Source organism: Phenylobacterium sp. (genome assembly GCF_041919955.1).
In the GTDB taxonomy this organism is placed as follows: Bacteria; Pseudomonadota; Alphaproteobacteria; order Caulobacterales; family Caulobacteraceae; genus Phenylobacterium.
The window spans coordinates 26,752-52,994 of sequence record NZ_JAYRSU010000024.1 but is presented as its reverse complement, the minus strand read 5'-3'; the positions used below and the strand labels follow the sequence as shown (position 1 = coordinate 52,994).

At 69.3% G+C, this 26,243-nt stretch carries 21 protein-coding genes and 1 pseudogene; 10 read left to right on the top strand and 12 right to left on the bottom strand.

Translation table 11 applies throughout. From position 1 onward, the window contains the following. The first annotated feature begins 60 nt into the window (after nucleotides 1–60). Complete coding sequence (locus tag ACE3T2_RS17825) at nucleotides 61–444, top strand: hypothetical protein (protein ID WP_374659798.1); 384 nt, start codon at nucleotides 61–63, stop codon at nucleotides 442–444. Here ACE3T2_RS17825 and ACE3T2_RS17820 read toward each other — a convergent pair. The 4 genes from ACE3T2_RS17820 to ACE3T2_RS17805 all read right to left on the bottom strand — a co-directional run bounded on the left by ACE3T2_RS17820 (nucleotide 441) and on the right by ACE3T2_RS17805 (nucleotide 4,992). Beyond that, nucleotides 441–2,162: a methyl-accepting chemotaxis protein gene (locus ACE3T2_RS17820; protein ID WP_374659796.1), complete on the bottom strand. Its 1,722-nt coding sequence runs from the start codon at nucleotides 2,160–2,162 to the stop codon at nucleotides 441–443. The genes ACE3T2_RS17825 and ACE3T2_RS17820 overlap by 4 nt on opposite strands. A gap of 147 nt (nucleotides 2,163–2,309) precedes the next feature. After that, nucleotides 2,310–3,548 (bottom strand): hypothetical protein, encoded by a 1,239-nt coding sequence (locus tag ACE3T2_RS17815; RefSeq protein WP_374659794.1) that lies wholly within the window; start codon nucleotides 3,546–3,548, stop codon nucleotides 2,310–2,312. 41 nt (nucleotides 3,549–3,589) lie between these two features. Then, on the bottom strand, nucleotides 3,590–3,853 hold the full coding sequence (locus ACE3T2_RS17810) for a MoaD/ThiS family protein (RefSeq protein ID WP_374659792.1): 264 nt from the start codon (nucleotides 3,851–3,853) through the stop codon (nucleotides 3,590–3,592). 14 nt (nucleotides 3,854–3,867) lie between these two features. Beyond that, complete coding sequence (locus ACE3T2_RS17805) at nucleotides 3,868–4,992, bottom strand: WD40/YVTN/BNR-like repeat-containing protein (protein ID WP_374659790.1); 1,125 nt, start codon at nucleotides 4,990–4,992, stop codon at nucleotides 3,868–3,870. A 189-nt stretch (nucleotides 4,993–5,181) separates the two neighbouring features. Here ACE3T2_RS17805 and ACE3T2_RS17800 point away from each other — a divergent pair, with 189 nt between their 5' ends. Genes ACE3T2_RS17800 through ACE3T2_RS17780 form a run of 5 tightly spaced genes read left to right on the top strand, consistent with a single transcriptional unit; the run spans nucleotide 5,182 to nucleotide 13,089 of the window. After that, nucleotides 5,182–5,967: an ImuA family protein gene (locus ACE3T2_RS17800; protein ID WP_374659788.1), complete on the top strand. Its 786-nt coding sequence runs from the start codon at nucleotides 5,182–5,184 to the stop codon at nucleotides 5,965–5,967. Next, on the top strand, nucleotides 5,885–7,411 hold the full coding sequence (locus ACE3T2_RS17795) for a DUF6504 family protein (RefSeq protein WP_374659786.1): 1,527 nt from the start codon (nucleotides 5,885–5,887) through the stop codon (nucleotides 7,409–7,411). Before ACE3T2_RS17800 ends, ACE3T2_RS17795 begins: the two co-directional genes overlap by 83 nt. Then, nucleotides 7,408–10,617 (top strand): error-prone DNA polymerase, encoded by a 3,210-nt coding sequence (locus tag ACE3T2_RS17790; RefSeq protein WP_374659784.1) that lies wholly within the window; start codon nucleotides 7,408–7,410, stop codon nucleotides 10,615–10,617. Before ACE3T2_RS17795 ends, ACE3T2_RS17790 begins: the two co-directional genes overlap by 4 nt. A gap of 60 nt (nucleotides 10,618–10,677) precedes the next feature. Beyond that, nucleotides 10,678–12,177 (top strand): carboxylesterase/lipase family protein, encoded by a 1,500-nt coding sequence (locus ACE3T2_RS17785; protein WP_374659782.1) that lies wholly within the window; start codon nucleotides 10,678–10,680, stop codon nucleotides 12,175–12,177. 51 nt (nucleotides 12,178–12,228) lie between these two features. Continuing rightward, nucleotides 12,229–13,089, top strand: coding sequence for a Ku protein (locus ACE3T2_RS17780; RefSeq protein ID WP_374659780.1), 861 nt, complete (start codon nucleotides 12,229–12,231; stop codon nucleotides 13,087–13,089). Nucleotides 13,090–13,095: 6 nt separating this feature from the next. Here ACE3T2_RS17780 and ACE3T2_RS17775 read toward each other — a convergent pair whose 3' ends face one another. The 4 genes and pseudogenes from ACE3T2_RS17775 to otsB form a co-directional block, all read right to left on the bottom strand. Continuing rightward, nucleotides 13,096–13,509, bottom strand: coding sequence for an RcnB family protein (locus tag ACE3T2_RS17775; protein ID WP_374659778.1), 414 nt, complete (start codon nucleotides 13,507–13,509; stop codon nucleotides 13,096–13,098). A gap of 114 nt (nucleotides 13,510–13,623) precedes the next feature. Beyond that, nucleotides 13,624–16,227, bottom strand: a complete 2,604-nt coding sequence (ligD, locus tag ACE3T2_RS17770; protein WP_374659776.1) for a DNA ligase D — start codon at nucleotides 16,225–16,227, stop codon at nucleotides 13,624–13,626. A gap of 61 nt (nucleotides 16,228–16,288) precedes the next feature. After that, nucleotides 16,289–17,638: pseudogene (locus tag ACE3T2_RS17765) on the bottom strand (trehalose-6-phosphate synthase); the annotation flags it as partial. Next, a complete protein-coding gene (gene otsB, locus ACE3T2_RS17760) occupies nucleotides 17,635–18,387 on the bottom strand; it encodes a trehalose-phosphatase (RefSeq protein WP_374659774.1) in 753 nt (250 codons plus the stop codon). The gene otsB and the pseudogene ACE3T2_RS17765, both read right to left, overlap by 4 nt. A gap of 142 nt (nucleotides 18,388–18,529) precedes the next feature. On the opposite strand from otsB, the gene zwf reads away from it, so the two are divergent. Then, nucleotides 18,530–19,999 (top strand): glucose-6-phosphate dehydrogenase, encoded by a 1,470-nt coding sequence (gene zwf, locus ACE3T2_RS17755; protein ID WP_374659772.1) that lies wholly within the window; start codon nucleotides 18,530–18,532, stop codon nucleotides 19,997–19,999. On the opposite strand, the gene soxR is transcribed toward zwf, so the two are convergent. After that, nucleotides 19,996–20,442 (bottom strand): redox-sensitive transcriptional activator SoxR, encoded by a 447-nt coding sequence (gene soxR, locus ACE3T2_RS17750; RefSeq protein WP_374659770.1) that lies wholly within the window; start codon nucleotides 20,440–20,442, stop codon nucleotides 19,996–19,998. The genes zwf and soxR overlap by 4 nt on opposite strands. Nucleotides 20,443–20,520: 78 nt before the next feature. On the opposite strand from soxR, the gene ACE3T2_RS17745 reads away from it, so the two are divergent. Continuing rightward, complete coding sequence (locus tag ACE3T2_RS17745) at nucleotides 20,521–21,177, top strand: hypothetical protein (RefSeq protein ID WP_374659768.1); 657 nt, start codon at nucleotides 20,521–20,523, stop codon at nucleotides 21,175–21,177. Here ACE3T2_RS17745 and ACE3T2_RS17740 read toward each other — a convergent pair. Together ACE3T2_RS17740 and ACE3T2_RS17735 are read right to left on the bottom strand one after the other, a co-directional pair. After that, on the bottom strand, nucleotides 21,158–21,346 hold the full coding sequence (locus ACE3T2_RS17740; RefSeq protein ID WP_374659766.1) for a DUF5961 family protein: 189 nt from the start codon (nucleotides 21,344–21,346) through the stop codon (nucleotides 21,158–21,160). The genes ACE3T2_RS17745 and ACE3T2_RS17740 overlap by 20 nt on opposite strands. Nucleotides 21,347–21,391: 45 nt before the next feature. Next, on the bottom strand, nucleotides 21,392–23,188 hold the full coding sequence (locus tag ACE3T2_RS17735) for a glycoside hydrolase family 15 protein (RefSeq protein ID WP_374659764.1): 1,797 nt from the start codon (nucleotides 23,186–23,188) through the stop codon (nucleotides 21,392–21,394). A 176-nt stretch (nucleotides 23,189–23,364) separates the two neighbouring features. Here ACE3T2_RS17735 and pyk point away from each other — a divergent pair, with 176 nt between their 5' ends. Continuing rightward, entirely contained in the window at nucleotides 23,365–24,783 is a 1,419-nt protein-coding gene (gene pyk / locus ACE3T2_RS17730) for a pyruvate kinase (protein WP_374659762.1), read from the top strand. Here pyk and ACE3T2_RS17725 read toward each other — a convergent pair. Next, nucleotides 24,780–25,184, bottom strand: coding sequence for a GFA family protein (locus ACE3T2_RS17725; protein ID WP_374659760.1), 405 nt, complete (start codon nucleotides 25,182–25,184; stop codon nucleotides 24,780–24,782). The genes pyk and ACE3T2_RS17725 overlap by 4 nt on opposite strands. Nucleotides 25,185–25,274: 90 nt before the next feature. Between ACE3T2_RS17725 and ACE3T2_RS17720 the strand changes: the two genes are divergently transcribed. Continuing rightward, nucleotides 25,275–26,228, top strand: a complete 954-nt coding sequence (locus ACE3T2_RS17720; protein ID WP_374659758.1) for a GlxA family transcriptional regulator — start codon at nucleotides 25,275–25,277, stop codon at nucleotides 26,226–26,228. Nucleotides 26,229–26,243 lie beyond the last annotated feature (15 nt).

The window sequence follows — 26,243 nt, the reverse complement described above, 5'->3', positions numbered from 1 at the left end:
GCGAGGGCGTCTTGCCCGCGAAGCCTTCGCGCGCACACTCTGCCTCCAGACGGAGGCGCCATGACTTCCCACGAACAAGCCGAGGTCGAACTGACGGCCTATGGCGCAAGCCTGCCGGAGGCCATGGCCGGCCCGGGCTGGCAGCTGACCCGCGCTCTCTATGTGAACAAGAAGATGTTCGCGATCTTCGGCGCGAAGGCCGAGCCGCGCGACGAACTGACCATCACGGTGAAGTTGCCGATCTCCGCGGAGATGGTCGGCGATCTCTATTTCGTCCGCGAGAGCCGCGGCTGGTACAAGCAGCACGACTGGGTCATCGCCCATTTCGGGCCTGACGACGACGTGCTGGCCGAGCTCGAGACCTTGAAGGCCTGGCTGCGGCAGAGTTACGTCGCCATCGCCCCCAAGAAGCTCAGCAAGCTGCTGGACGCGCCCGCGGACTAGGCGGCGCGGGCGGTCGCCCTGGCGGGGCCCCGCTCGGCGGCCGGCGCGCCGGTGCGGAAGGCGCCGATCATCCGGGCCAGTTCGCCGGTCTCTCCGGCCAGGCTCTGGGCGGCGGCGGTGGCCTCCTCGACCATGGCGGCGTTCTGCTGGGTGACCTGGTCCATCTGGTTCACCGCCACATTGACCTCGGCCAGGCCGATCGCCTGTTCCTTGGCGCTGGCGGCGATGGTGGCGATCACGCGGTTCACCTCGGTGACCTGGGCCACGATGCGCTTCAGGGCCTCGCCGGTCTCGGCCACCAGCTCTACGCCGCGGCCCACCTGCTGGCTGGAAGCACCGATCAGGATCTTGATCTCCTTGGCGGCCTCGGCCGAGCGCTGGGCGAGCGCGCGGACTTCCGAGGCGACGACCGCGAAGCCCTTGCCGGCGTCGCCGGCGCGGGCGGCCTCGACCCCCGCGTTCAGGGCCAAGAGGTTGGTCTGGAAGGCGATCTCGTCGATGACCCCGATGATCTGGTTGATCTGGCCTGAGCTCTGCTCGATCTCGCCCATGGCCGCGACGGCCTGGCCGACCACGGTCCCGCCGCGCTCGGCGTCGGTCTGGGTGGCGGCCATCGACTTGCGCGCGCTCTCGGCGCCGTCGGCGGTCTGGCGCACGGTGGCGGTGATCTGGTCGAGAGCTGCGGCGGTCTCCTCCAGGCTCGCCGCCTGCTGCTCGGTGCGGCGGGCCAGGTCGTTGGAGGCCTGGCTGATCTCGCGGGTGCCTGAGCGGATGCCGTTCGACGCGCCGACGATGCCGGTCATGGTCGACTGAAGCTGGCCGACGGCGGCGTTGAAGTCGCCGCGCAGCTTCTCGTACTCGGCCGCGAAGCCGGTGTTCAGGCGGAAGGTCAGGTCGCCGGCCGAGAGGCTGGAAAGACCCTGTGCCAGGGCCTGAACCACCGCCTGCTGCTCGGCGGCGATCTTCAGGTCGGCCTCGCGCTTGGCTTCGGCGGCGCGCGCGCGCTCGTCGGCGGCGGCCTGTTGTTCCTGGGCGAGCTTGTCGGCCATCTCCTGCTGGGTTTGGCGCTGGCGCTCCTGTTCGCGCTGGGCGAGGTCGAGGTTGCGCCGCCAGGTAAGCAGGGTGCGGATCAGGATGAACCAGCCGCCAGCCAGAACCACGAAGCCGCCGATGGTGATCATCAGGGCCCGGCGCTGCGCCGCGCCCGCCGCGGCGACGGCGGCCGAGGTCTCGGCCTGCAGGCCCTTGGCGAAAGCCTGGACGCCGGCCGCGTAGGTCGACTTGGCCTCAGTGTAGGTCGAGCCATCCAGGATCGCCTGAGCTTCGGCCGGGGTCGCCGCGGCGAAGGCCTCGCCTTCCAGCTTCAGCAGGGTGTCGTTGGCCGCGCCTGTGGCGGCCTTGAACTGTTCGCGCAGGGCGGGACTGGCCAAGGCCTGGGCGTCGGCCATGGCCTTGTCGTTCTGCGGGGCGGTCTGGTCGTAGCGGGCCTTCCACTGCGGGGCGCCCGTGGCGGAAGCCATGCGGGCCGAGCCGGTCAAGACCTCGTCCAGGCGGCCGATCTCGCCCAGCACTTTCTCGCCGGCGGTGGCCCGCTCATAGGCGCTGGTCAGCCGTTTGCCCGTGCTTTCCCCCGTCCAGATCAGCCAGGCGATCAGGCAGGTGGAAACCGCCAGGACCAAGGCGATGGTGCGGGTGGGGAAGCGAACTTGGGCGCTCATGACGACTCTTACAGGGGTCGCTGCGGAAATCGCGGACCGACATCCGAGCCCATGCACCGCTGCGGCTAATCAGGAGTGAACGCGGGCGGCCGGGGTCATTTGGTCGCAGGCTGTTTCAACCGCCGGAAAGGAGCCTCCCGCGCGTGCCTAAACGCGGATCTCGCCCAGCGAACGAAATCCCGTCGCGGTCTCCAGCCGCAACCTGTAGCGGCCGGGATGCAGATGGAAGACCAGGCGTCGGGCGCCCTCGACCACGGGGTGTTGATCAGCGGGGATCGCCGGAGCGGTGTCCGCGGCATGGATCGCCTGCGCCAGGGCTGGCCCGGCAGCGGGTTCATTCAGTGCGATCACCTTGCGCCTCCGGGCAGGGTCGGCCGCCAGCCAGCCGGGCCTCCCGCCGCGATCCTCGAGACGGGGATGATAGATCGCCATGTCGATCCCATGGGACGCCCGTTCCAGCGGCGCGCCGGCCGCCGTCCAGACCGCGATGGGGGTCTTGGGACGAAATCGCGCCAGGACGGCCGCGCAGGTGTTGTCGTCGATGGCGTGCGGGCCGAACGAACCGGCCCAGCCCTGGCCGATTGTCAGCGGATCGATCCCGGTCCTGGCCCTCAGGCGCTCGGCGAACATCGGGCCGAGCGTTCCGCCGTTTGTCTCGGAGATATGGCCGGCGCCCGCATGAACCACGAAACGCGCCTTCGGCCAGCGCTCCAACGCCATCGCGAGATTGTCGGCCTGGGCCTGTTCGCGCAGCGGGACGCGTAGCTGCGGATTGATGGACACGCCTTGCTGGTCCCGCCGCGCCTCATAGGAGACCAGCTGGTACTCCAGCGCCATCGCTTCGCGCACGGCTTCTGCCAGCACCGGATCCCAGAGGTAGAAGCCATGTGCGGGTCTCAGTTGCGCTCTGGACGTCAACGCTCCGACGGGCGGTTCGTCCGGCTCGTTGGAGAACGTCTCCGCCGCCAGATGTGTGAAGCCGTGCGGCCGAAGGGCTCGCAGCACGACGCCCAGGAAGAGGCGGTGACGGGAGGCGTTGTGCATTTCGTTCAGTATGACGACGCGCCGGCCACGCGCAGCGGCGACGATCGCCGCTATAGCGTTCTGGCTGGTCGCACCGATCATATCCGGAGGTGTGTCCGTGGGGAGAGGCCGGCCCGCGAGGGCCAGCGGCTCGTCGCCCGCAATGGCGGCCCATTGGCCGATCAGGTCGCGCGAAGTGTTGCGATCACCTTCTTTGGCGAGGGTGTAGAGCGGAAGGTAGCGTCCCTCGCGGACGACAGCGTCCAGCGCCGGCTTGATGTTCTCGCGCCAGGGCGTCGGTGCGGCGATCGCCGATGTCGCGCTGGCGGCCGCCCCCAGTACGATCATCCTGCGCGTCGGCATCGTCCCCCCTCCTTGGGCCCGCACGGCAAGGTCGCAGGCCTTCAGCCACCCGACAACGCTCCGAAGATCAGCACCTCGTCGGCCTCGGTCACCGGAAGGCCGATGTGCTGGGCCCGCTCGCCGTTGCGGAAGATGCGCATGTGGCGGCGAATACGGTCCTGCTCGTCCACCACCCGGAACTTCAGGCCCGGGAAGCGGGCGTCGAGGTTGTTCAGCACCTGTTCGATGCTGGCGCCGTCCGCCGCCAGCCGGCTGGCCCCGTCGGTGTAGGAGGTCAGCTGCGAGGGGATGAAGACCTGAACCATCGGACCCAAATCCCTTACAGCGGCGCGGCGACCACGGAGTAGATCTCAGGCAGATGCCGGGCGATCGGTCGCCAGCCCGCGCCCTCGTCGTCGCTCATCCAGACCTCGCCGTTGGTGGCCCCCAGATAAAGGCCGACCGGATCATTGGCGTCGGCGCAGAAGGCTTGGCGCTTGACGGTGAACCAGCCTTGCTCGACGGGAAAACCCCGGTCCTGGCGCTCCCAGCTCGCGCCGGCGTCGCGGGTGCGATAGGCGGCGGGTCGGCCCCCGGGGCTGGTGCGGGGCCAGACCTCCGTGCCGTCCATCGGAAACACCCAGGCGGTGTCGGCGTCGCGCGGATGCGGCACGATGGTGAAACCGATGTCGCCGATCTCCTGGGGCATGGCGGTCCCGATCCGGTCCCAGCGGGTCGCCGGCCGGTCCAGGCGGTAGACGCCGCAGTGGTTCTGCTGCCAGATCCGGTCGGGATTGGTTGGGGCGAGCGCAATGTAGTGCGCGTCCTGGCCGTACTCCGGATAGGGATCAGGGAAGAAGTTGGCTTCCACCCCCTGGTTCAGCGGGGCCCAGCTCGCCCCTTGGTCCAGGCTCTCGAAGACGCCGCCGGTCGACGTGGCGATGTACATGTGGGCCGCATCGCGGGGGTCGATCTGGATCTGGTTCAGCAGCGCCCCGTCCGGCGTGCCGCCGTCGGCCGGGCACCAGTTCCAGTACATGGGATGGTCGTTGAAGCCGGCCACGCTGTCCCACGTCGCCCCGCCGTCGCCGCTGCGGAACAGGCCGGGCGGCGAGGTTCCCGCCCACCAGACGCCGGGCTCGTCGGTGTGGCCGGGCTCCAGCCAGAACGAATGGTCGACCGAGCGCGCCGGACCCTGGCCCTCGACTTTCGGAAAGGCTGGCGGCCGGGCCGCCTCGACCCAGGACCGGCCGCCGTCGATGGAGCGGAAGATGGTCGGGCCGAGATGGCCTGTGGAGGCGGCCATCAGCAGGGTCTTCCCGTCGCGCGGATCGAGCACCAGGTGGTTGACGATGTGGCCCAGGAACAGCGGTCCCTGCACCGACCAGTCGCGGCGGGCCGCGTCGCTGCGGTAGATCCACGCCCCCTTGCGGGTGCCGATCAGAAGCTGGACAGCGGTGGACATGGTTTCCTCCCTGTTCCGCTGATTTTCCCGGACCATAACACCAGAGCCTGTCCCGATTGGCCAATCGGAAGGGACAGGCTCGTTTTTTGGATTTGGAGCCCTTCGGGAAGGGCTTCAGCCGGCGCCACCGGCAGGTGCTTGACTCCTGCGTCGCCAAAACTAGAACAAAAGTAGAACTTGGAGTTCGGTATGTCCGGTTTTCGCGACGGGCGCCTCGCAGCCCTGAAGGCGAGGATCGCGGCCATGGAGGCCGGCGGGCGCACCGGGTTCGGCGTGCTGCCGTTCGAAGCGGGCGAGATCGACGCCTGCCTGCCGGGGGGCGGCCTGCCGCTCGGCCAATGGCACGAGTTCGTCGGCGTCGGGATGGAGGTGGAGACCGGAGCCTGCCCGGCCGCCTTCGCCGCCCTGGCCGCCGCGCCCCTGGCCCGGCGCGGGGAGGCGGTGTGGATCCTGCGGCGGGACGATCTTTTCGCACCCGGCCTGGCGGGCCTGGGCTTCCCGGCTGAACGGCTGATCCAGGTCTGCGCCCGCGACGAGGACGAAGCCCTGGCCGTGGCCGAGGACGCGCTCTCGACTGTCGGGGTCTGCGCGGTCTTCGCCGAGGTCGAGACGGTGGACCTGACCGCGGGCCGGCGTCTGCAACTGGCTTGCGAGAAACGGGGCGCCACCGGCTTCGTCATCCGCAGGCGGCCCTATGGCGGGACAGGCGTACGTGAGGCTGGCTCGGCCGCGGCCACCCGCTGGAAGATCACGCCCGCCCCCAGCCAGCCTGGGGCGGGAGAATTCGGCCTCGGCCCGCCGCGCTGGCGGGCGGAACTGGAGCGCTGCCGGGGCGGGCGGACCGGCGCCTGGCTTCTGGAGGCCGCCGACGCATACACCTGGGAGGCCGAGCATGGCCCGCATCCTCTGCGCCTGGTCGCCGAACTGGGCGATCGCCAACTGGCGCCGGCGCAACCCTTCCGACTGTCCGCCTGAAGCCTTCGCCCTGGTCGAGACCGTCAAGGGCGCGCGGCGGCTGGCGGCGGTGGACAAGGCGGCGCGCATGCTCGGCCTGTTCGCCGGCCAGAAGGCGGCCGACGCCATGGCCCTGACGCCGAACCTCGTCACCGCCGACGCCGAGCCGGAGGCGGACGCGCAGGCCCTGACCGCCCTGGTCGACTGGTCGGTGCGCTTTTCGCCCGCAGTGGCCGCCGATCCGCCGGACGGACTGTTCCTCGACATCAGCGGCGTCGCGCATCTGTGGGGCGGGGAGGCGCAGCTGGTCGCCGACTATCGCGCGCGGCTGGCCGCAAACGGGATCCATGTGCGCTGCGCGGTGGCCGACACGCCCGGCGCGGCCTGGGCTCTCGCCCATCACGGCAAGGGGGCGGAGATCATCGCCCCGCCCAACGGCCAGGCCGACCTGCTGGCCTATCTGCCGCCCGCCGCCCTGCGGCTGGAGCCGGAGGCGGCCGCCCAGATGGAGCGGTTGGGCCTGCGCCTTCTGTTTCAGATCCTCGGCCTGCCGCGCGCGCCCCTGGCCCGGCGCTTCGGCCAGCAGACCCTGACGCGGATCGACCAGGCTATGGGCCGAGCCGAGGAGGCCCTGACCTTCCGCCGCCCGCCGCATCCCTGGTTTGCGCGTCTGGCCTTCTTCGAGCCGATCAGCGCCCTGGAGGATCTGCAGAGAGTGAGCTTCGACGTGGCCGCCAAGCTGTGCGAGCGGCTGGAGCGCGAGGGCCAGGGGGCGCGGCGGTTCCGCATCGTCTTCCACCGGGTCGACGGTCTGGCCTTGCCGCTTGAGGTGGGGCTGTCGCTGGCCGCCCGCGATCCGGCGCGGATCGCGGCGCTTACCAAGCCCAAGCTGGAGACCGTCGACCCTGGTTTCGGGATCGAGGTCGTCACCCTGGAGGCCGATGGGGTGGAGCCGATCTCCGGCCGCCAGGTCCGGCTGGACGCCGGCGCCGAGGCCGCCATGGAGGACGGGCTGGCCCCGCTGGTCGATCGCCTGACCAATCGCCTGGGCGAGGGCCGCGTCTGGAAGGCCGCCCCGGTCGAAAGCCATGTGCCCGAGTTGTCGGCCAAGCCTGCGGCCCCGCTGGCCCCGTCGGCTCCGCATGGCTGGAATCCGGAAGCCCCGCGGCCTCTGCGCCTGTTCCGCAAGCCCGAGCCGCTGGAGCTGGTCATGGCGCTGACCCCCGACGACCCGCCCCGCCAGTTCCAGTGGCGCAAGCGCACGCACCGGGTGGCCCGCGCCGAGGGCCCCGAACGCATCGCCGAGGAATGGTGGCGCGGCGATATCGACAGGACGAGCACGGCCCACGTCCGCGACTACTATCGGGTCGAAGACCAGGACGGCGCGCGGTTCTGGGTGTTCCGAGAAGGGCTCTATCAGGACGGCGCTGCGGCCCGCTGGTGGCTGCACGGGGTGTTCGGATGACCCGCTACGCCGAGCTTCAGGTCACGACCAATTTCTCTTTCCTGCGCGGCGCCTCGCACCCGGACGAACTGGTCAGTGCGGCGGCGATACTGGGACTGGAAGCCCTCGGGGTCTGCGACCGCAACTCTCTGGCCGGCGTGGTGCGGGCCTGGTCGCAGATGGAGCAGCTGCGGAAGGCCGGCGTGCCGATCCGGGCCCTGACCGGCTGCCGGCTCGACTTCGCCGACGGCACGCCCTCGCTGCTCTGCTACCCCTCGGACCGCGAGGCCTATGGCCGCCTGACCCGGTTGCTGACAGTGGGTCAGTTGCGCTCGGAAAAGGGCGAGTGCGAGCTGCACTGGGCGGACTTCGCCGATCATTGCGAGGGGCAGTTGGCGCTGGTCGTCCCCCCCGACCGTCTCGATGAGGTCTTTGAGCGCCGGCTGGCGCAGATCGCCGGCGATCTGCGGGGGAACGTCTGGCTGGCCGCCTCGCGGCCCTACGGCCCGCGCGACCTCCAACGGCTGTCGAAGCTGGCGGCCCTCGCGCAGGACGCAGGCGCGCCGATGGTCGCCACCAACGACGTGCTCTATCACGTCCCCGACCGGCGGAACCTGCAGGACGTGCTGACCTGCATCCGTGAAACCTGCACGATCCAAGAGGCGGGGCTGCGGCTCGCGGCCAACGCCGAGCGCCACCTGAAGGCGCCGGCCGAGATGGACAGGCTGTTCGCCCGCTTTCCCGGCGCGGTCGAGCGCAGCGTCGAGATCGCCGAGCGGATCGAGTTCGATCTCTCGCAGCTCAAGTACGAATACCCCGACGAGCCCGTGCCGCCCGGCAAAACGGCGATCCAGCATCTGCGCGACCTGACCTGGGAAGGCGCCAAGACGCGTTTCGACAAGGGCATGGGCGAGAAGGAACGCAAGACCCTCGAGCACGAGTTGGACCTGATCGAGGAGCTCGGCTTCGCCAACTACTTCCTGACCGTCCACGACATCGTCCGCTGGGCGCGCGATGAAGGCATTCTCTGCCAGGGGCGCGGGTCGGCGGCCAATTCCTGCGTCTGTTTCTGCCTGGGGGTGACGGCGGTCGATCCGACCAAGGACGATCAGGACCTGCTGTTCTCGCGCTTCATCTCGAAACGACGAGGCGAGCCGCCCGACATCGATGTGGATTTCGAGCACGCCCGCCGTGAGGAGGTGATGCAGTACGTCTATCGCCGATATGGCCGCCACCGCGCGGCCATCGTGGCGACGGTGATCCACTACCGCCCCCGCATGGCGATCCGCCAGGTCGGCAAGGCGCTGGGCCTGACCGAGGACGTCACCGCCGCCCTGGCCGGCACCATCTGGGGCAGTTGGGGCGAAGAGGTGCCCGACAGCTACATCATCCAGGCAGGCCTCGATCCGACCAATCCGCAGATCCGCCGGGCGGTGCGGCTGGCGACCGAACTGCTGAAGTTCCCGCGCCACCTGTCCCAACACGTCGGCGGCTATGTGCTGACCCAGCGGCGGCTGGACGAGACTGTGCCGATCGGCAATGCGGCGATGAAGGACCGCACCTTCATCGAGTGGGACAAGGACGACATTGATGCGCTCGGCCTGATGAAGGTCGACGTGCTGGCGCTGGGCATGCTGACTGCGCTGAAGAAGAGCTTCGACATGATCCCGGAGGCGGCGGCGGGGCGGAAGATCACCGACATCGCCCACATCCCGCAGGAGGACCCGGCGGTCTACGACATGCTCTGCAAGGCGGATTCCATCGGCGTCTTCCAGGTGGAAAGCCGGGCGCAGATGTCGATGCTGCCGCGACTGAAGCCGAGGAAGTTCTACGACCTGGTGGTTGAGGTGGCGATCGTCCGCCCCGGCCCGATCCAGGGAGACATGGTCCACCCCTACCTGAAGCGGCGCAACGGCATAGAGCCGATCGACTACCCGCGTCCCGGCCCGGGTTTCCCGCGAGACGAACTGGTCAGCATCCTCGGCAAGACCTTTGGCGTGCCGTTGTTCCAGGAGCAGGCGATGCGCATCGCCATTGAGGCCGCGCAGTTCTCGGAAGACGACGCAGACGGCCTGCGCCGCTCCATGGCCACCTTCCGCCACCATGGCAATGTCGGGGAGTACGAAAAGCAGTTCCTCGAAGGCATGAAGGCGCGGGGCTACGATCCGGCCTTTGTCGAACGTTGTTTCAAACAGATCGAGGGCTTCGGATCCTATGGTTTTCCGGAAAGCCACGCGATCAGCTTCGCCTTGCTGGTCTACGCCTCGGCCTGGGTGAAATGTCATTGGCCGGACGCCTTCCTGGCCTCGTTGCTGAACAGCCAGCCGATGGGCTTCTACCAGCCGGCCCAGCTGGTCCGCGACGCGCGCGAGCATGGGGTGGAGGTGCGCGGCCCCGACGTGCTGGCCAGCGACTGGGACTGCACCCTGGAGACGGCGACCAAGCCTGGACATCTGCGCGCGGTGCGGCTCGGCCTGCGCCAGATCAAGGGGTTCAGTGAGGAAGAGGCGAAACGTTTGATGAAGGCCCGAACCGCGGGCGTTCGCAGCATCGAGGATTTCGCCGTGCGGGCGCAGCTCTCGCGCCGCTCGCTGGAGCTTCTGGCCGAGGCCGACGCCTTCGCCAGCCTGGGTCTTACCCGCCGCCAAGCCCTTTGGGCGGTGAAGGGACTGGCGGACGAAGCCAGCAGCCTCAAGGACGCGCCGCTGCTGGCGGCCATGGGAGTCAAGGAGCACCAGGTCGAACTGCCCCTGATGACTCTCCCGCATGAGGTGGAGGAGGATTACCGCACCACCAGCCTGTCGCTTCGCGCCCACCCGGTCAGCTTCTTCCGCAGCAGCCTCGATAGCCTGGGCGCGGTGAAAGCCAGGGACTTGGCGAACCTGCGCGACCGGCGGCTGGTCACGGTCGGGGGGCTGGTGCTGGTGCGCCAGCGGCCGGGCACCGCCAAGGGCGTCACCTTCATGACCCTGGAGGACGAGACGGGGGTCGCCAATATCGTCGTCTGGCAGGACGCCTTCACCTCCAACCGGCGGCTGGTCATGACCTCGTCCTTCCTGGTCGTGCACGGCCAGGTCCAGAGCGAGAGCAACGTCGTGCACGTGGTCGCGCGCCGCTTCACCGACCTCTCCCATCGTCTGGCCGAGATGAAGGCCGAGGACGGCCCGGCCCCACGCATCCACAACCGGGTGACCGGCGGCCTGATCCGCAGCCGTGACTTCCACTGAGCCTTGACCGGCCCGGCTTTGCGCCGAATCCTCCCTCGCCGCGAACCGGGGGGAAACGCCATGCTGCGCTGGAGTGCGATCGTCCTGGGAGCCCTGGCCCTGGCCGGCGCGGCGCAGGCCGCAGAGGCGCCGAAGGTCAGGGTCGAGAGCGGCGTGCTGGTCGGGACCCGGACCGAGCGCGCCCGCATCTTCCGCAACGTGCCCTATGCCGCCCCGCCGGTCGGCCCCCTGCGCTGGGCGCCGCCGAAGCGGCCGCCGGCCTGGAAGGGCGAGCGCGACGCGACCGCCAACGGCCCGTCCTGCCCGCAAAAGATGAACCCCGACGGATCGCCGAACGAGGGCAGCGCCAATGGACGGGTGAGCGAGGACTGCCTGCAGCTCAATCTCTTCGCGCCGCTGGCCACGAAGAAGGCGCCGGTGATGGTCTGGCTGCACGGCGGCGGCCACAAGACCGGAGCGGGCTGGATCTATGACGGCCAGAACTTCGCCCGCGACGGCGTGGTGCTGGTGGCGATCAACTACCGGCTCGGACCGCTGGGCTATTTCGCCCATCCGGCGCTGGGCAAGGGCCAGGGCGGCAATTACGGTCTGATGGACCAGATCGCCGCCCTGCAATGGGTCCGGCGCAATATCGCCGCCTTTGGCGGCGACCCGGCCAATGTCACGGTGTTCGGAGAGAGCGCGGGCGGCGGCGGCACGCTCGCTTTGCTCGCCACCCCATCGGCCAGCGGCCTTTTCCAGAAGGCGGCGGTGCAGTCGGGCGGCGGTTGGAGCCGGCCTTCGACCCTCGCCGATCACGAGAAGGCCGGCGCCGCGCTCGCCACGCGGCTCGGTCTTTCCGCGCCCAGCGCCGCCGATCTGCGCGCCCTGCCTGCCGACAAGCTGGCCGAGGCGGGCGCTGGGGCCGACTACGGGCCGTTCCCGGACGGGCGCCTGCTGAAGGAGACCCCTGCCCAGGCCTTCGCCGCCGGCCGGGCGATCGACGTGCCGCTGATCATCGGCGCCAATTCCGGCGAGGACTCGCTGATGGGCCGCAGCCTGCCCAATGCGGCGGCCCTGGCCGCCAGGATTCCGGCATCGGTGAAGGCGATTTACGCCGAGGAGGCGGCCAAGGGCGACGAGGCCCTGGTGCGGGCGGCCTTTGGCGACCACTACATGGTCGCGCCGGCCCGTTGGATCGCCGCGCGCGCGGCGGGCGGCAAGCCGGCCTTTCTCTACCATTTCTCCTATATCGGATCGCGCTTCCGGCCGATGGGGGTGACCACCGCGGCCCATGCGGCCGAGATCCAGTATGTGTTCGAATACTGGGGGCGGCGCACGCCGCTCAGCATGGTCGCCGAGGATGACAAGGCCATGACGGGCCTGATGCACGGCTGCTGGGTCGCTTTCGCCAGGATCGGGGCCCCAAAGTGCGGGATCGACTGGCCGGCCTATGATCTGACGCGCGACGAACTGGTGGAATTCGGCGCCCAAAGCGGCGTGCGCGCCCGTTTTCACAAGGACCGGCTGGACGCTCAGGAGCAGCTCGTCCTGCCGAGCTTGGCCTTGCCGGAGAACTGAATCGCCAAGCTTTGCGTTTCCTGACTCTGGTTATCGGGGAGTCGGAGCAACATGGCCGCGCGTCCCACCTGGCAGGGCTATCTGCGTCTGTCGCTCGTCAGCTGTCCGGTCGCGCTTTACACCGCCACCTCGCGCAGCGCCGACGTCTCCTTCAATATGCTGCACAAGGAGACGCACAACCGCATCCGCATGATCCCCACAGATCCGGAAACCGGTCCGGTCGATCGAGCCGACATCGTCAAGGGCTACGAGATCGAGAAGGGGCGGTACGTGGTCGTCACCGACGAGGAGATCAAGAACGTACGGCTGGAGACGACGCGGACCATCGACATCGAGCGGTTCGTCGACGCCGAGGGCATCGACCGGCTCTATTGGAACGATCCCTACTATCTGACGCCCGATGGCGAGATGGCGGTCGAGGCGTTCAGCGTTATCCGTGAGGCGATGGAGGGCGCGCGCAAGCTGGCCCTGGCGCGTGTGGTGATGCACCAGCGCGAGCGGGTCATGGCGCTGGAGCCGCGCGACAACGGCCTGCTGGCCTACACTCTGCGAAACAACAAGGAAGTGCGCGATCCGGCCGAGTTCTTCGACCGCGTTCCCGACGTCAAGGCCGACCCGAAGATGGTGGCCATCGCCGAAAAGATCATCGAGCAACTCGAAGGCGACTTCGACCCGAGCGAGTTCAACGACCGCTACGAGGACGCCCTGCGCAAGCTGATCGCCGACAAGGAAGCCCACCACGGCGTGGTCTCGAAGCTCGAGGAGCCGAAGGAGGCGGAGGTCATCGACCTGATGGAGGCCCTGCGCCGAAGCCTGGGCGAGGGCTCCGGCTCCCGCCGGCGGAGCGAACCCCGCAGCGGGGCCAAGAAGGCGAGCGCCAGAAAGACGCCCGCTCGAAAGCGGGCGTCCTGACGGTTCCTACTGGAACATGTTCACGATCACCGAGGCGATCAGGCCGGTGGCCGCGGCCGTCAGCACCACGTCGTTGTCGACGCGGGTGTAGTAGTAGCCGCGGGGCGGCGGGGGCAGGCGGTAGTAGCTGTAGTTGTAGATGCGGTAGCGCTCGGCCCGATAGGACGGGGGCAGGCGGTCGCCGCGGTTCCAATGGCGATAGGCGTAGCCCGGCGGCCGGTGATAGGCGGCGGCGCGGTAACGGCGCTCGGCCTTGCGCACGTCGCGGTCATATTTGCGCTCGGCGCGGTCCATTTGCCGGTCGTAGTGACGCTCGGCCTTGTCGCGGTGGTGATCGCCATAGGGCTGGGCGAACGCTGTGCCGACACCGGCGGTGGCGGCCATGCTCAGGGCCATGGCGGCGGTCAGAAACTTTTTCATGGCGTGGTCTCTCCGTATCGAACAACGCCATCCTGAAGGATCGCGCTTGAGCACAGCCTGAACCGCCATGTTCGGGTTAGGTTCATCAAAGGGGCGCTCGGATGGCCGGATATTTCAGCCCAGACGCTTGATTGCGGTCTCCAGAGACCGTTCGCTGTCGACGTAGTCGGCCCAGGCGGTGGTCTTGGCCAGCAGGCCCGGCGCGGTGCGGATCGTGTAGCGGGCAGGGTCCAGGCCGGCGCGCACCTGGCTCCAGGTCAGGGGGAACGAGACGGTCGCCCCCTCGCGCGCCCGCGGCGACAGCGGCGCGACAGCGGTGGAGAGCCGGTCGTTGCGCAGGTAGTCGAGGAAAATCCGGCCGCCCCGCAGCTTCTTGGACATGTTGGCGACGTAGCGGTCCGGCTCCTCGGCGGCCATACGTTCGCACAGGGTCTTGGCGAAAGCCTTGGCCGCCGGCCAGTCAAGCTCGCTCTTTGGCGGGGAGAGCGGGGTCACCACGTGCAGTCCCTTGCCGCCGGTGGTCTTGCAGAAGGCGATCAGCCCCAGTTCCTCCAACCGGTCGCGCACGTCGCGCGCCGCCGCCACCACATCCGCGAAATCGACATCCGGACCGGGATCGAGGTCGAAGATCAGCCGGCCGGGGATCTCCGGCGCGTGCGGCCGGCAGTTCCACGGATGGTATTCGGCCGCCCCGCTCTGGGCCAGGGCGGCCAGCGCCTCGGGCCGGTCGACCTGCTGGTAGGGGGCGTGGTCGCCGGACACTTCGACCTGCGAGATCAGCGGAGAAGCGCCCTTGCCGGCGTGACGCTGGAAGAACTGCTCGCCCTCTATGCCGTCGGGAATGCGGATGACCGAGCAAGGGCGGCCTTCGATGTGCGGCATCATCCAGTCGGCTATAGCCTCGAGATATTGCGCCAGTTCCAGCTTGGTCACGGGCTCGGGGCTGTCGGCGGACCGAGGCCAGAGCGGCTTGTCGGGATTGCTGATCGTCACGCCCAGGACGCTTGGCGGACCGGCGCGACGCTTGGGCTGGGCGACAGGCTTGGTCAATTGCGCCTCCTCCGCGGGGATCGGATCTTCAGCCTGCACCTCCGCGGCCGGCTTGTCCTCGCGCAGACCTTTGAAGGCGCCCTGCCGGACATTGCCGTCGGCGGTGAAGCCGGCGAACTCGATTTCGGCGACGAGGTCCGGCCGCGCCCAGTTGACGTCGCCTTCCTTGGCCGGCGCGTTGGGGCCGGTGAAGGGGCTCTTGCTGGCGGCCACGGCCTCCAGTTTGGGCAACAACCGCCGGACTGTCTCGCTGCCGAAGCCGGTCCCTACGCGGCCGACATAGACGAGCTTGCCGCCCCTGTTCTTGCCTACCAGCAGCGAGCGCAGACGTCCCTTGGCGCCGGTCCAGCCGCCGACCACAACCTCTTCACCGGCCCGGCACTTGGCCTTGATCCAGACGTCGGAGCGGCCAGAGCGGTAGGGGGCGTCGAGGCGCTTGGAGACGATGCCTTCCAGGTCGAGCCGGCAGGCCGAGCGCCAGACCGCCTCGCCCGAGGTCTCGAAGTGCTCGACATAGCGCAGGTGCGGCGCGTCCTCGCCCAGCAGATCCTTCAGCGCGGCTTTGCGTTCGCGCAGCGGCATACCACGCAGGTCGCGGCCCTCCGCAAACAACAGGTCGAACGCATAGTAGATCAGCTCGTCGCCGCGGCGGTCCGACAGCGCCGCCTGCAGGGCTGCGAAGCTGGGCTCTCCATTGCCATCGAGGGCGACGGCCTCTCCGTCCAGCACGCAGTCGGGCAGCGCGGCCGCGGCCTTTGCGATGGAGCTGAACCGCTCGGTCCAGTCCAGGCCCTTGCGGGTGCGGATCACGGCCTTGCCGCCCTCAACCCGGATTTGCAGCCGGTAGCCGTCGAACTTCACCTCGTGGCCCCAGCCTGAGGTCGCCGGCGGCTTGGCGGCGGACTTGCAGAGCTGGGGTTCGACGAATTCCGGCATCGCGACAGCCTTGCCAGCTTTGCCAGCCTTGCCTGCGGTCGGCTTCGAAGGCGGCGCCTGCTTGGCCTGGCCGCGGGGTTTGCTCTGCCAGACGCCGTCGGCCTTGCCCGGGCGCGCGGTCATGAAGGGGCTCGGCGCCTTCCCCTTGCCCGCGGCGATCTCCTCCATCGCCCGCCCCGAGGCGACCGAGGTCGCATTGTCCTCGAGCAGCGCGTCGTCGTCACCCTCGCGAGCGAACTGGTCCTTGTGCTTGATCAGCAGCCAGTTGTTGCGCTTCCCGCCGTTGCGGTCGTGTTTCATCCGTACAAGGACGAATCCGCCGTGCAGGCGCTCGCCTTCCAGAACGATCTTCAGGTCGCCCTTCTTCAGGCCCTCGTGCACGTCGGTCCCGGGCTCCGGCGCCCAGTAGCCGCGATCCCACAGCATGACGGCGCCGCCGCCGTACTGACCCTTGGGAATGACGCCTTCGAAGTCGCCGTAGTCGAGCGGATGGTCCTCGACCTCGACGGCAAGCCTACGCTCGTGGGGGTCGAGAGACGGCCCCTTGGTCACGGCCCATGACCGGAACACCCCGTCCAGTTCCAGCCGGAAGTCGTAGTGCAGGCGGGTCGCGGCGTGCTTCTGGATCACGTAGCGCAGGTGTTTCGCCGGCTTCACCTTCGCCCGTCCCGAAGGTTCGGACGTCTGGTTGAAGTCCCGCATGGACTGATAGCGGGCGAGCTTGTTCGCCATAGAACGGTCCCTCGGCGGTCCGGGCCTGATCGCCGCCGCGCGTGGCGGCCAAGGCGCCGACAAAGGCGTCGCGCCATGCCGTCACGTCTTCACGCCGGACGTTGTCGAAGAGAGCGCGCCAGCGCTCGATTCGCTCCATAAGCTCCATGGAGAGCGCGCGGTGCAGGGCCTCGGCGATCTCTTCGGGGCTGTTGGGATTGACCAGCAGGGCGGCGTCCAGCTGGCCGGCCGCCCCGGCGAACCGCGACAGCACCAGCACGCCCGGATCCTGTGGATCCTGGGCGGCGACGAATTCCTTGGCCACAAGGTTCATACCGTCGCGCAGCGGGGTGACGAGGCCGACCTTGGCCGCACGATAGACGCCCGCCAGCTCGTCGCGGCGATAGTTGCGGTTCACGTAGCGGACGGGGTTCCAGTCGATGTCGGCGTACTCGCCGTTAATGCGCCCGGACAGCGCGTCGAGCCGTGCGCGGATCTCCTGATAGGCGCCGACGCCCTCGCGACTGAGCGGTGCGATCTGCAGGAACAGCACTTCGCGGCGCAGCTCCGGGTGCTCGGCCAGCAGCCGCTCGAAGCCCAGGAACCGTTCCTCCATGCCCTTGGAGTAGTCGAGCCGATCGACGCCCACGATCATCTTCCGGAACGCCGTATGGGCGGCCATCACGTCGTGGGTGCGCTGGGCGCGCGGGCTGGCGGCCATCTGTGCGAACTCGGCCGCATCGATGCCGATGGGAAAGCTGTCGATGGCGAGGGTGCGTCCGAAAGCCCGCAGGCTGCGCTCGCCCGTCGCTACGCCGGCCGCCTCGTTGACCACGTACTCCTCGAAGGCCTGGCGATACTCCGGCGTCTGGAAGCCGACCAGGTCATAGGCGAACAAGGCCTCGGCCAGGGCGCGGTGGCGGGGCAGGGTGATCAGCAGCTGGTGTGCAGGCCATGGGATATGGAGGAAGAAGCCGATCCGGTTGGTGACCCCAAGCTTGCGCAGTTCCCGCGCCAGCGGGATCAGGTGATAGTCATGCACCCAGATCAGGTCGCCCTCTTCGATCAGCGGGCGGAGGGTCTCGGCGAAGCGGCGATTGACGCGCTGGTAGCCTTCGTCGAACGAGCGGTCGTAGGCGGTGAGATCCTGCCGGTAGTGGAACAGCGGCCACAGGGTCTTGTTGGCGTAGCCGTTGTAGTACTCCGAGACATCGGCCTCCTCGAGGTCGACGGTCGCTATGGTCACCTCGTCGACACGCTGGAGGTTCAGGCGGCCGTTGAACTCGGCGGTGGTCTGGCCGCTCCAGCCGAACCAGAGCCCGGAGGATTCGCGAAGCGCCGCCGCAAGCGCCATGGCCAGTCCGCCCACGCTCTCGCCGCCGCGGCCAGTCGGCGGATTTACCCGGTTGGAGACGACGATCAGGCGGCTCATCTCGCCTGCTCCAGCCAGGCCAGGGTGGCCTCGACCCCCTCCATCCGATAGCGGGCGGCGGTGCGCCGGGGCGGTCCAACCAGCACGCCGTAGCCGCCCAGCTGCTGGGCGGCGAAGAAGCCGTGCTCGTCGGTCATGTCGTCGCCCAGGAACACCGGGCGCGCGCCCCTGAAGGGCGTTTCGGCCATGAAGGCGCGGATCGCGTCACCCTTGCTGGCGCCGGGCGTGCGCAGCTCGACCACCATGTCGCCGGGCTGGAGGGCTAGGCCCGTGACCGTCGCGAGCCGCTCCGCCAGATCGACCGCTTCCTGGGCGCGGTCCGGCGCCAGGCGGTAGTGCAGGGTCAGGCTGAGGGACTTGTCCTCCATCAGCAGGCGTGGATCGGCGGCGACGAAGTCGATGAGCGCGGCCCGCGCCGCGGCCAGGCCGGGATGCTGCGGCGCCTCGCCCACCACGCCGTGCGCGTCGCGGCGGACCAGTCCATGGATGGCGGCGACGCAGGCGATCCGCCCCTCCAGGATGCGGTCGATGTCGTCCAGCGAGCGGCCGCTGACCACGGCCAGCCGACCGTGCAGCCGTTGGGCCAGCTTCGTCAGCAGGGTGTTGCGCCGCGGGTCGGGACGCACGTCCTCTGGCCGCGCGGCGATAGGCGCCAGGGTGCCGTCGAGATCCAGGAACAGCGCCGCGCCGTCCAGGATCAATTGGTTCGGGGGCTGGTCCAGCCCAATGCTCAGTTCGTCGATACTCATGTGCGCGCTTCGCCCCGCCAGCTCAACCGGAACGCCCAGGGACGCGGTTCGATCCGAGGCCGGACACGTGGGGACTTGACGTTGCACCCCAGAACGCCGCTATGCGCGCATCAAGCAGGATTCTCGCGAAAAGGTGACCCCGATGGCAGAGCAGCCTCTCGCCGATGTAATCGTTTTGTTCGGCGGCACGGGCGACCTCGCCCAGAAGATGCTCTTCCCATCCCTGTACTTCCTCGACGCCGACGGCTTCCTCGCCGAGGGCTTCGCGATTGTCGCCACCGCCCGGGCCGAAATGACCCGCGAGGCCTTCGTGGAGCAGACCAAGGCGGCGGTCTCGGCGCGCACAGGCGCAGAGGGCCTCGACCCCAAGGTCTGGGCGCGGTTCGAAAAGCGCCTCAGCTATGTCGGCGCCGACGGCACGACCGCCCAAGGCGCTGAGCAGCTCAAGGCCGCCATGGGCGCCGCCAAGGCTCCGATGTACTTTCTCGCCCTGTCGCCCAGCATCTATGGCCGCGTCTGCGCGGCCCTGGCGGCGGCCGGCATGACCGGTCCCGGCGCGCGCATCGTGCTGGAGAAGCCGATCGGCCGCGATCTCGAAAGCTCGAAGGTGATCAACGCCGCCGTGGCCGAGGCCTTCCCCGAGGAGTCGATCTTCCGCATCGACCACTATCTCGGCAAGGAGACGGTCCAGAACCTGCTGGCCCTGCGTTTCGCCAACACTTTGTTCGAGCCGCTCTGGAACAACCTGACCATCGACCACGTGCAGATCACCGTGGCCGAGACCGAGGGCGTGGGCGAGCGCTGGCCGTACTACGACGAGTACGGCGCCCTGCGCGACATGGTGCAGAACCACATGCTGCAGCTTCTCTGCCTGGTGGCCATGGAGCCGCCGTCGGACATGGAGCCCGACAGCGTGCGCAACGAGAAGGTCAAGGTGCTGCGCTCGCTGCGCCCGGTCACCCGCGCCGATGTCCAGACCGTCAGCGTGCGAGGCCAGTACACGCCCGGCGTCGTGGCGGGCAAGGCGGCCGACGGCTATGAGGCCGAGCGCGGCCAGCCGACGGACACCGACACCTTCGTCGCCCTACGCGCGGATATCGACAACTGGCGCTGGGCGGGGGTGCCGTTCTTCCTGCGCACCGGCAAGCGCCTGCCCGAGCGGCGCACGCAGATCGCCATCCAGTTCAAGCCGGTGCCGCACTCGATTTTCGAGGGCGCGGCCGAGGCCGACCTCGTCGCCAATCGCCTTGTCATCGACCTGCAGCCCGACGAGGACATCGAACTGTTGCTGATGAACAAGGCGCCGGGCCTCGCCGAGCGCGGCATGCGCCTGCAGTCGCTGCCGCTGTCGCTGTCGCTGGCCAAGGCCTATTCGGGGCCGAATTCGCGCCGGCGGATCGCCTACGAGCGGCTGATCCTCGATGTGATCCAGAACAACAGCACCCTGTTCGTGCGCCGTGACGAAGTCGAGCGCGCCTGGGAATGGATCGACGGCGTTGCGGCGGCCTGGCGTGAATCGTCCATGGCGCCCAAGCCCTATGCCGCGGGCAGCTGGGGGCCGGCCGGGGCCTTCGCCCTGATCGAGCGCTCAGGCCGCGCCTGGTACGACTAAGAGGGATCCAGAAGCCGCGCGCCGGGGCCGAGGCCGGACATCGCATCCCCTGGGTTGCGCAGCGGGCAGGCGGTCAGAGACAGGCAGCCGCAGCCGATGCACTCGGTGAGCGCGTCGCGCAGCCGCGTCAGCGTCAGGATGCGCGCGTCCAGCTCGGCCCGCCAGGCCGAGGACATCGCCCGCCAGTCCGCGGCGCTCGGCGCATGGTCCTCGGGCAGCTTGGCCATCGCCTCGGCGATCACCGCCAGCGGGATGCCTGTGCGCTGGGCGGCCTTGATCACCGCCACCCGCCGCAGCATGCCGCGGGGATAGCGCCGCTGGTTGCCGGCGGTCCGCCAGCCGCGGATCAGGCCTTTGGTCTCGTAGAAATGAATGGTGGAGACCGCGACCCCGCTGCGGCGGGCCAGGTCGCCGACGGTCAGCTCGCGCGGCGGCAGGCTCATCTTCGTCACCCTATTGACCTCAACTTAAGTTGAGGTTGTAGCGAGGCGTCCTTCCCCTGGCAAAGAGAAGGATTCCCCATGTTCGTCGCCCCCTCCGTCCTGCCGCCGTCGTGGCGAGCCGAACCCGCGCCGCAGGTCGCAGATCCGCAGGTCGGCGAGGTGCAGATCGCCCGCTGGCAGGCCCTTGCCTCGGGTCTCGCCCGGGCCGCCGCCGACATCGCGATGTCGTCGTGGGAAGGCGCTTGGCCGAAAGACCTCGTCGCCCATGCCTGCCTGATCGGCGAAGACGGCATGGGTCTGCTGCACTACCTGCAATGGGAGGGCGCGGCGGCGGCGGGCGTCGCCGGTCTCGACGCCGTGGTGCCGGGCGTGATGCGCCAGGACGCGATGATTTGCCGTCTGCACCGCAGCCGCATCGCCAAGCCCGGTCGCGCGCCCGGCGCGGTGGCCGTGATCGAGTTCGAGACCGACGGCCAGGCGCAGGCCGAGAGCCTGATCGCGGCCATGACCGATCCGGCGCTTGGCGCGCCCGCAGGTCTGATCGCAGGCCATTATCACATCGTCGCGGGCGGGCGGCGGGTGGTGAACTATGCCGAATGGGAAAGCGTGGAGGCCAATCGCGCCTTCCTGGGTTCGCCGGCCCAGGCGGCGTTCAACGCCGCCGCCGCTGCGCCGGGGGTGCGGCCGGCGGGCGGGAAGATCTACCGCCCGGCCGTCAGGCGACGTCGAGGCTGAAGCAGCGGCGTTCGCCGGTCTCGCAGTCGGTCAGCTCCACCGCGCTCTGGTGGAACAGGTCGGCGAACTCCAGCGCCGCGTCCTCGAAGCTCGCCCCGATAATTTCGTAGACGGCGTCGTCGAAGGTGCGCGCTTCGTAGCGGTGCAGGGTCTCGGTGGCGTGCAGCATGGGGTCGCCCTTTCAGCGTCACCCCATGAGCCTGCGCTGATTCGGCTAGCGAACCGACGCCCAGGGCCTGGACAACATGGTCGCACAGTTGATCAGCCCGACCAGCGAATAGGTCTGCGGATAGTTGCCCCACAGCTCGGCGCCGTCGAAGGCGATATCCTCGGACAGCAGGCCCGCGGCGGTGCGGCGGTTCAGCATCTCCTCGAACAGCTGGCGCGCTTCGTCGGTCCGGCCCGACAGGTGCAGCGCCTCGATGAGCCAGAAGGTGCAGATGTTGAAGGCGGTCTTCGGTTCTCCGAAGTCGTCGGGGATGGCGTAGCGCAGCATGTAGGGTCCGCGGCGCAGACCCTTCTCGACCGCGGCGATGGTCGCGGCCATGCGTGGGTCGTCGGGCGCGACGAACCGGACGTCGACCAGTTGCAGCAGGCTGGCGTCCAGCTCCTCGCCGCCGAAGGTGGCGGCGAAGCGGCCGAGCTTGGCGTTCCAGGCCCGCTCCTCGATGGCGGCGCGGACGGTGGCGGCCCTGGCGTTCCAGTAGTCGGCCCGCTCCGTCAGGCCGAGCTTGGCGGCCGCATTGCCCAGGCGGTCGCAGGCGGCCCAGCACATCACCGCCGAATAGGTATGTATGTTCTCGCGGCCGCGGAACTCCCACAGGCTGGCGTCGGGTTTGTCGTGCAGCTGGAACGCGCGCTCGCCGACCGGCTCCAGGGCGCGGAAATCCTCGATGGTGGCGGGCCTGAACAGCCGCTCGTCGAAGAAAGCCTGCACCGTCGACAGAATGATTTGTCCGTACACGTCATGTTGAAGGTGTTCGTGGGCCTGGTTGCCGACCCGCACCGGGCCCATGCCGCGATAGCCGGGCAGGTGGGCGGCGAAATGCTCGGTCAGAGACGGCTCCATCCCCACGCCATAGAGGGGTTGAATGTGCCCGCCGCGCGTGCGGTCGACGAGGTTGCGCAGATAGCCGAGATAGTTCTCCAGCATGTCGGCGGCGCCGAGCCGGTTCAGCGCCTGGACCACATAATAGGCGTCCCGCAGCCAGCAGTAGCGGTAGTCCCAGTTGCGGCCGCTGCCCTCGTGTTCAGGGATCGAGGTGGTCAGGGCTGCGACAATGGCGCCGGTTTCCTCATGTGCGCAGAGCTTCAGGGTGATCGCCGCGCGGATCACCGCCTCCTGCCATTCCAGCGGCACCGACAGCGTGCGCACCCACCTGCGCCAGTAGTCTGTGGTCTCCTTCAGCATTCGCTCGCAGGTGCTGGCGAGGTCGGCGTCGAAGCCTTCGTCGGGGCCCAGGAACATGGCCACCGGCTCCTCCAGCCGGAACGTCCGCTCGTCGAGGATGTGCGACACCGGCGCGTCGGTGGTCAGCCGAAGGGTGGTCTCGCCGCCCACGAAGCGGATGTGGTTGGAGCCGCTGGTGCGGCCAGCCGGCCGCTCGCCCCAGTTCACGGTCGGGCGCAGGCGGATGCGCACTTTTGGCGTGCCGCTCAAGGGACGGACGAGGCGGATGAAGGCGAGCGGGCGATAGATCCTGCCGAACTGCCGATAGCGCGGGCAGAAGTCGATCACCTGCAGGCTCGCGCCCGAGCGGTCGGACATCTGCGTCACCAGGATCGGAGTATTGCGCAGATAGGTCTGGGAGACGTCGGCCAGATCCTCCACCTCGACGCCCCAATGGCCGTGGGATTCTGGCTCTGCGTCGGGATCGGCGCCGAGCAGGCTCGAAAACATCGGGTCGCCGTCCACCCTGGGGGCGCAGGCCCAGACGAGCCGGCCGGCTCGGTCGATCAGGCCGCTGGCCGCGCAGTTGCCGATGGGAAAGAGGTCGAGGGACTGGGTCATTCGTCAGGAAATTCGCGAGCCGGCTTCAGGTTCTTGCCGATCGAACCCTAGGGCCGCGTAGGGGCGCAAGCGTGGCCTGCGGGAAACACTCGTCACATCGTCCCGATAAGGCATAGTGCGGGCGCCGGGCGCGCCGCGATGCGGCCGCGCGCCTGTCCAAAGCCAATGGAGATCAGATGATCCGCGCCCGCCGCGCCCGAATCGTTGCGACCCTGGGACCTGCCAGCCGCGAGGCTGGGAAGGTCGTGCAGCTGGCCAGCGCAGGCGCCGACGTGTTTCGGGTGAACTTCAGCCACGGGACGCACGAGGATCACGCGCGCACCATCGCCAATGTCCGCGCCGCCGAGGCGGCGGTGGGCCGGCCGCTCGCCGTGCTTGCCGACCTGCAGGGGCCGAAGATCCGGCTGGGCGAGTTCGCCGACCGGACGGTGCGGCTGAAGGTCGGCCAGGACTTCCGCCTCGACGTCTCGGACGAGCCGGGCGACGCCAGCCGGGTGGGCGTGCCGCTGGCCGAGGTTTTCAGCGTGCTGCGGCCGGGCTCGGACATTCTGCTGGATGACGGCAAGGTGCGGCTGCGGGTTCGGCGTAACGGTCCCGGCTTCGCCGAGACCGAGGTGCTGTCGGGCGACCAGCTCTCGAACCACAAGGGTCTGAACCTGCCTGGCCATGCGATCCCGATTCCGGCGCTGACCGCCAAGGACCGCGAAGACCTGGCCTTCGCGCTGCAGCAGAACGTCGATTGGGTGGCGCTCTCCTTCGTACAGCGCGCTTCCGACATGGCCGAACTGCGCCAGATCGTGCAGGGCCGCGCCGCGGTGCTCGCCAAGATCGAGAAGCCGGCGGCGATCGAGGCGCTCGACGAGATCCTCGACCTCTGTGACGGGGTGATGGTGGCCCGGGGCGACCTGGGCGTGGAGCTCAATCCCGAGGACGTGCCGGTGGTGCAGAAGGCGCTGGTCCGCGCGGCCCGCACCCGCGGCATCCCGGTGATCGTCGCCACCCAGATGCTGGAATCGATGATCCACGCCCCGACGCCGACACGCGCCGAGGCCTCGGACGTCGCCGGGGCGGTCTATGAGGGCGCCGATGCGGTGATGCTGTCGGCCGAGACCGCGGCGGGGGAGTATCCGCTCGAGGCTGTGACGATCATGAACCGCATCCTGACCCGGGTGGAGCAGGATCCGCGCTGGCCTGAGCTGATGCGCGCCGAGTATCCGATCGAGGACGCCGACGCCGACGCTTTGGTGGCCGCGGCCAGCCGCGCGGCCGAAAGCGCCTCGACCGCCTGCATCGCCGCCTTCACGACGACCGGCCGCACCTCGCTGCGCCTGGCGCGCGAGCGGCCCTTGCAGCCGACCCTCGCCCTGACGCCCAACATCAAGGCCGCCCGCAAGCTCTGCCTGGTCTGGGGCGTGGAGCCGCGCGTGGTGATCCAGCCGAACGACCCCGAGGAACTGGCCCGAGTGGCGGTGGACGAAGCGGTCTGCGCCGAACTGGCCGAGCCCAACCAGCGGGTGATCATCCTGGCCGGCTTCCCGATGGGCTCGCCGGGCGCGGCCAACATCCTGCGCATCGCCCACGCGCCTCGGCGTTAGCCGGGCATATCGGGGAAGGCCGGCAGGCCCTCTCGGACCACGTGGAAGCCCTGCTTCTGGGCGGTGAAGATCGCCACCCGCGGCGCGCCGAACTCGGCCGGATCGTCCAGTGTGCCGATGCGCAGGATCACCGCCTCCAGCCCGGGCCGCCGGGTGGCCACCGCGGTTCCGCAATGGGGGCAGAACTCGCGGGTTACAGCGCCCTCCAGGTCCGGCTTGGTGAAGCGCGCCGGCTCTCCGTCCGTCCAGGAAAAGCCCGCGGCGGGCATGATCATGAAGAGGTGCGGACCGCCGCCGCTGATGTGCTGGCAGGCTCTGCAGTAGCACTCGCCCTTCAGGATGGGCTGGCCCTCGGCGCGATAGCGCAGCCCCCCGCAATAACATCCGCCGACAAAGCTCATCTGCGCCTCCCGTGTCCGTCGGCCAAGGCTGGCGGCGAGGACATGCGGCCGCTAGTGTCGAAAATGACATTAGACAGGCAATTTAGGACAATGATCGAGATCGAGGTGCTGATCCTGGCCGGATCCTCCCCGTCCAGCGTCGCCCTGACCCTGGAGCTGCTGGCCACCGCCAATCAGCTTGCCGCGCGCCGGGCGGGCGGCGGGCCTTTCCGAGTCTGGGCCAGCGGCTCGGGCGCTGAGGCCTGGTCGGCCGTGATGGGCGCCGCGGCCCCGGGCGCGCGGCCTGACCTGGTGATCGTGCCTGGTCTGGCTCTGACCGACGCCGAAGCGATCGAGCGCCGACTGCAAGACCCCGATATGCAGTCGGCCGCCGCACGTCTGGCCTGGGCGCGAGACGAGGGAATAGAGGTTGCGACGTCCTGCTCGGGCGCCTTCCTGCTCGCCCGGGCCGGGCTGCTCGACGGGCGGCGGGCCACAACCTCCTGGTGGCTGGCGCCGCTGCTGGCGCGCATGCATCCCGACATCGAGCTGGTGATGGACGAGCTGATCGTCCGCGACGGCGGCGTGACCACGGCCGGCGCCGCCATGGCGCAGATGGACCTGATGCTGAGTCTGGTGGCGCGGCTCGGCGGCGCCTCACTGGCGGCCCGCTGCTCGCGCTACCTGCTGATGGACGAGCGGCGCTCGCAGTCGCGCTACATGGCGCTCAGCTATCTGGCGGCGGCCGACGATCATGTGGCCAGGGCCGAGGCCTGGGCGCGCGGACGGCTGGACCAGGACCTGAAGGTCGCCGACCTGGCCGCCGCGGCGGGCCTGGCGCCGCGGACATTCGCCCGTAGGGTGGAGCGGGCGACCGCCCTCTCGCCGATCCGCTTCCTTCAGCGGATGCGCATCGAGGCCGCCACCGATCTGATCGAGACCACGCGGTTGCCGGTCGAGGAGATCGCCCGACGAGTCGGCTACGCCGACCCCTCGGCCCTGCGGCGCATCATGCAGCGGGACGGCGGCCTGCGGCCCAGCCACATGCGGCGGGCGACGGCCTAGCCCTCGCGGGCGTCG

What these genes read in the sequence shown, in the direction of transcription:
- ACE3T2_RS17825 (WP_374659798.1), top strand. Translation starts at nt 61, where the DNA reads ATGACTTCCCACGAACAAGCCGAGGTCGAACTGACGGCCTATGGCGCA.
- ACE3T2_RS17820 (WP_374659796.1), bottom strand. Translation starts at nt 2,162, where the DNA reads ATGAGCGCCCAAGTTCGCTTCCCCACCCGCACCATCGCCTTGGTCCTG.
- ACE3T2_RS17815 (WP_374659794.1), bottom strand. Translation starts at nt 3,548, where the DNA reads ATGCCGACGCGCAGGATGATCGTACTGGGGGCGGCCGCCAGCGCGACA.
- ACE3T2_RS17810 (WP_374659792.1), bottom strand. Translation starts at nt 3,853, where the DNA reads ATGGTTCAGGTCTTCATCCCCTCGCAGCTGACCTCCTACACCGACGGG.
- ACE3T2_RS17805 (WP_374659790.1), bottom strand. Translation starts at nt 4,992, where the DNA reads ATGTCCACCGCTGTCCAGCTTCTGATCGGCACCCGCAAGGGGGCGTGG.
- ACE3T2_RS17800 (WP_374659788.1), top strand. Translation starts at nt 5,182, where the DNA reads ATGTCCGGTTTTCGCGACGGGCGCCTCGCAGCCCTGAAGGCGAGGATC.
- ACE3T2_RS17795 (WP_374659786.1), top strand. Translation starts at nt 5,885, where the DNA reads ATGGCCCGCATCCTCTGCGCCTGGTCGCCGAACTGGGCGATCGCCAAC.
- ACE3T2_RS17790 (WP_374659784.1), top strand. Translation starts at nt 7,408, where the DNA reads ATGACCCGCTACGCCGAGCTTCAGGTCACGACCAATTTCTCTTTCCTG.
- ACE3T2_RS17785 (WP_374659782.1), top strand. Translation starts at nt 10,678, where the DNA reads ATGCTGCGCTGGAGTGCGATCGTCCTGGGAGCCCTGGCCCTGGCCGGC.
- ACE3T2_RS17780 (WP_374659780.1), top strand. Translation starts at nt 12,229, where the DNA reads ATGGCCGCGCGTCCCACCTGGCAGGGCTATCTGCGTCTGTCGCTCGTC.
- ACE3T2_RS17775 (WP_374659778.1), bottom strand. Translation starts at nt 13,509, where the DNA reads ATGAAAAAGTTTCTGACCGCCGCCATGGCCCTGAGCATGGCCGCCACC.
- ligD (WP_374659776.1), bottom strand. Translation starts at nt 16,227, where the DNA reads ATGGCGAACAAGCTCGCCCGCTATCAGTCCATGCGGGACTTCAACCAG.
- otsB (WP_374659774.1), bottom strand. Translation starts at nt 18,387, where the DNA reads ATGAGTATCGACGAACTGAGCATTGGGCTGGACCAGCCCCCGAACCAA.
- zwf (WP_374659772.1), top strand. Translation starts at nt 18,530, where the DNA reads ATGGCAGAGCAGCCTCTCGCCGATGTAATCGTTTTGTTCGGCGGCACG.
- soxR (WP_374659770.1), bottom strand. Translation starts at nt 20,442, where the DNA reads ATGAGCCTGCCGCCGCGCGAGCTGACCGTCGGCGACCTGGCCCGCCGC.
- ACE3T2_RS17745 (WP_374659768.1), top strand. Translation starts at nt 20,521, where the DNA reads ATGTTCGTCGCCCCCTCCGTCCTGCCGCCGTCGTGGCGAGCCGAACCC.
- ACE3T2_RS17740 (WP_374659766.1), bottom strand. Translation starts at nt 21,346, where the DNA reads ATGCTGCACGCCACCGAGACCCTGCACCGCTACGAAGCGCGCACCTTC.
- ACE3T2_RS17735 (WP_374659764.1), bottom strand. Translation starts at nt 23,188, where the DNA reads ATGACCCAGTCCCTCGACCTCTTTCCCATCGGCAACTGCGCGGCCAGC.
- pyk (WP_374659762.1), top strand. Translation starts at nt 23,365, where the DNA reads ATGATCCGCGCCCGCCGCGCCCGAATCGTTGCGACCCTGGGACCTGCC.
- ACE3T2_RS17725 (WP_374659760.1), bottom strand. Translation starts at nt 25,184, where the DNA reads ATGAGCTTTGTCGGCGGATGTTATTGCGGGGGGCTGCGCTATCGCGCC.
- ACE3T2_RS17720 (WP_374659758.1), top strand. Translation starts at nt 25,275, where the DNA reads ATGATCGAGATCGAGGTGCTGATCCTGGCCGGATCCTCCCCGTCCAGC.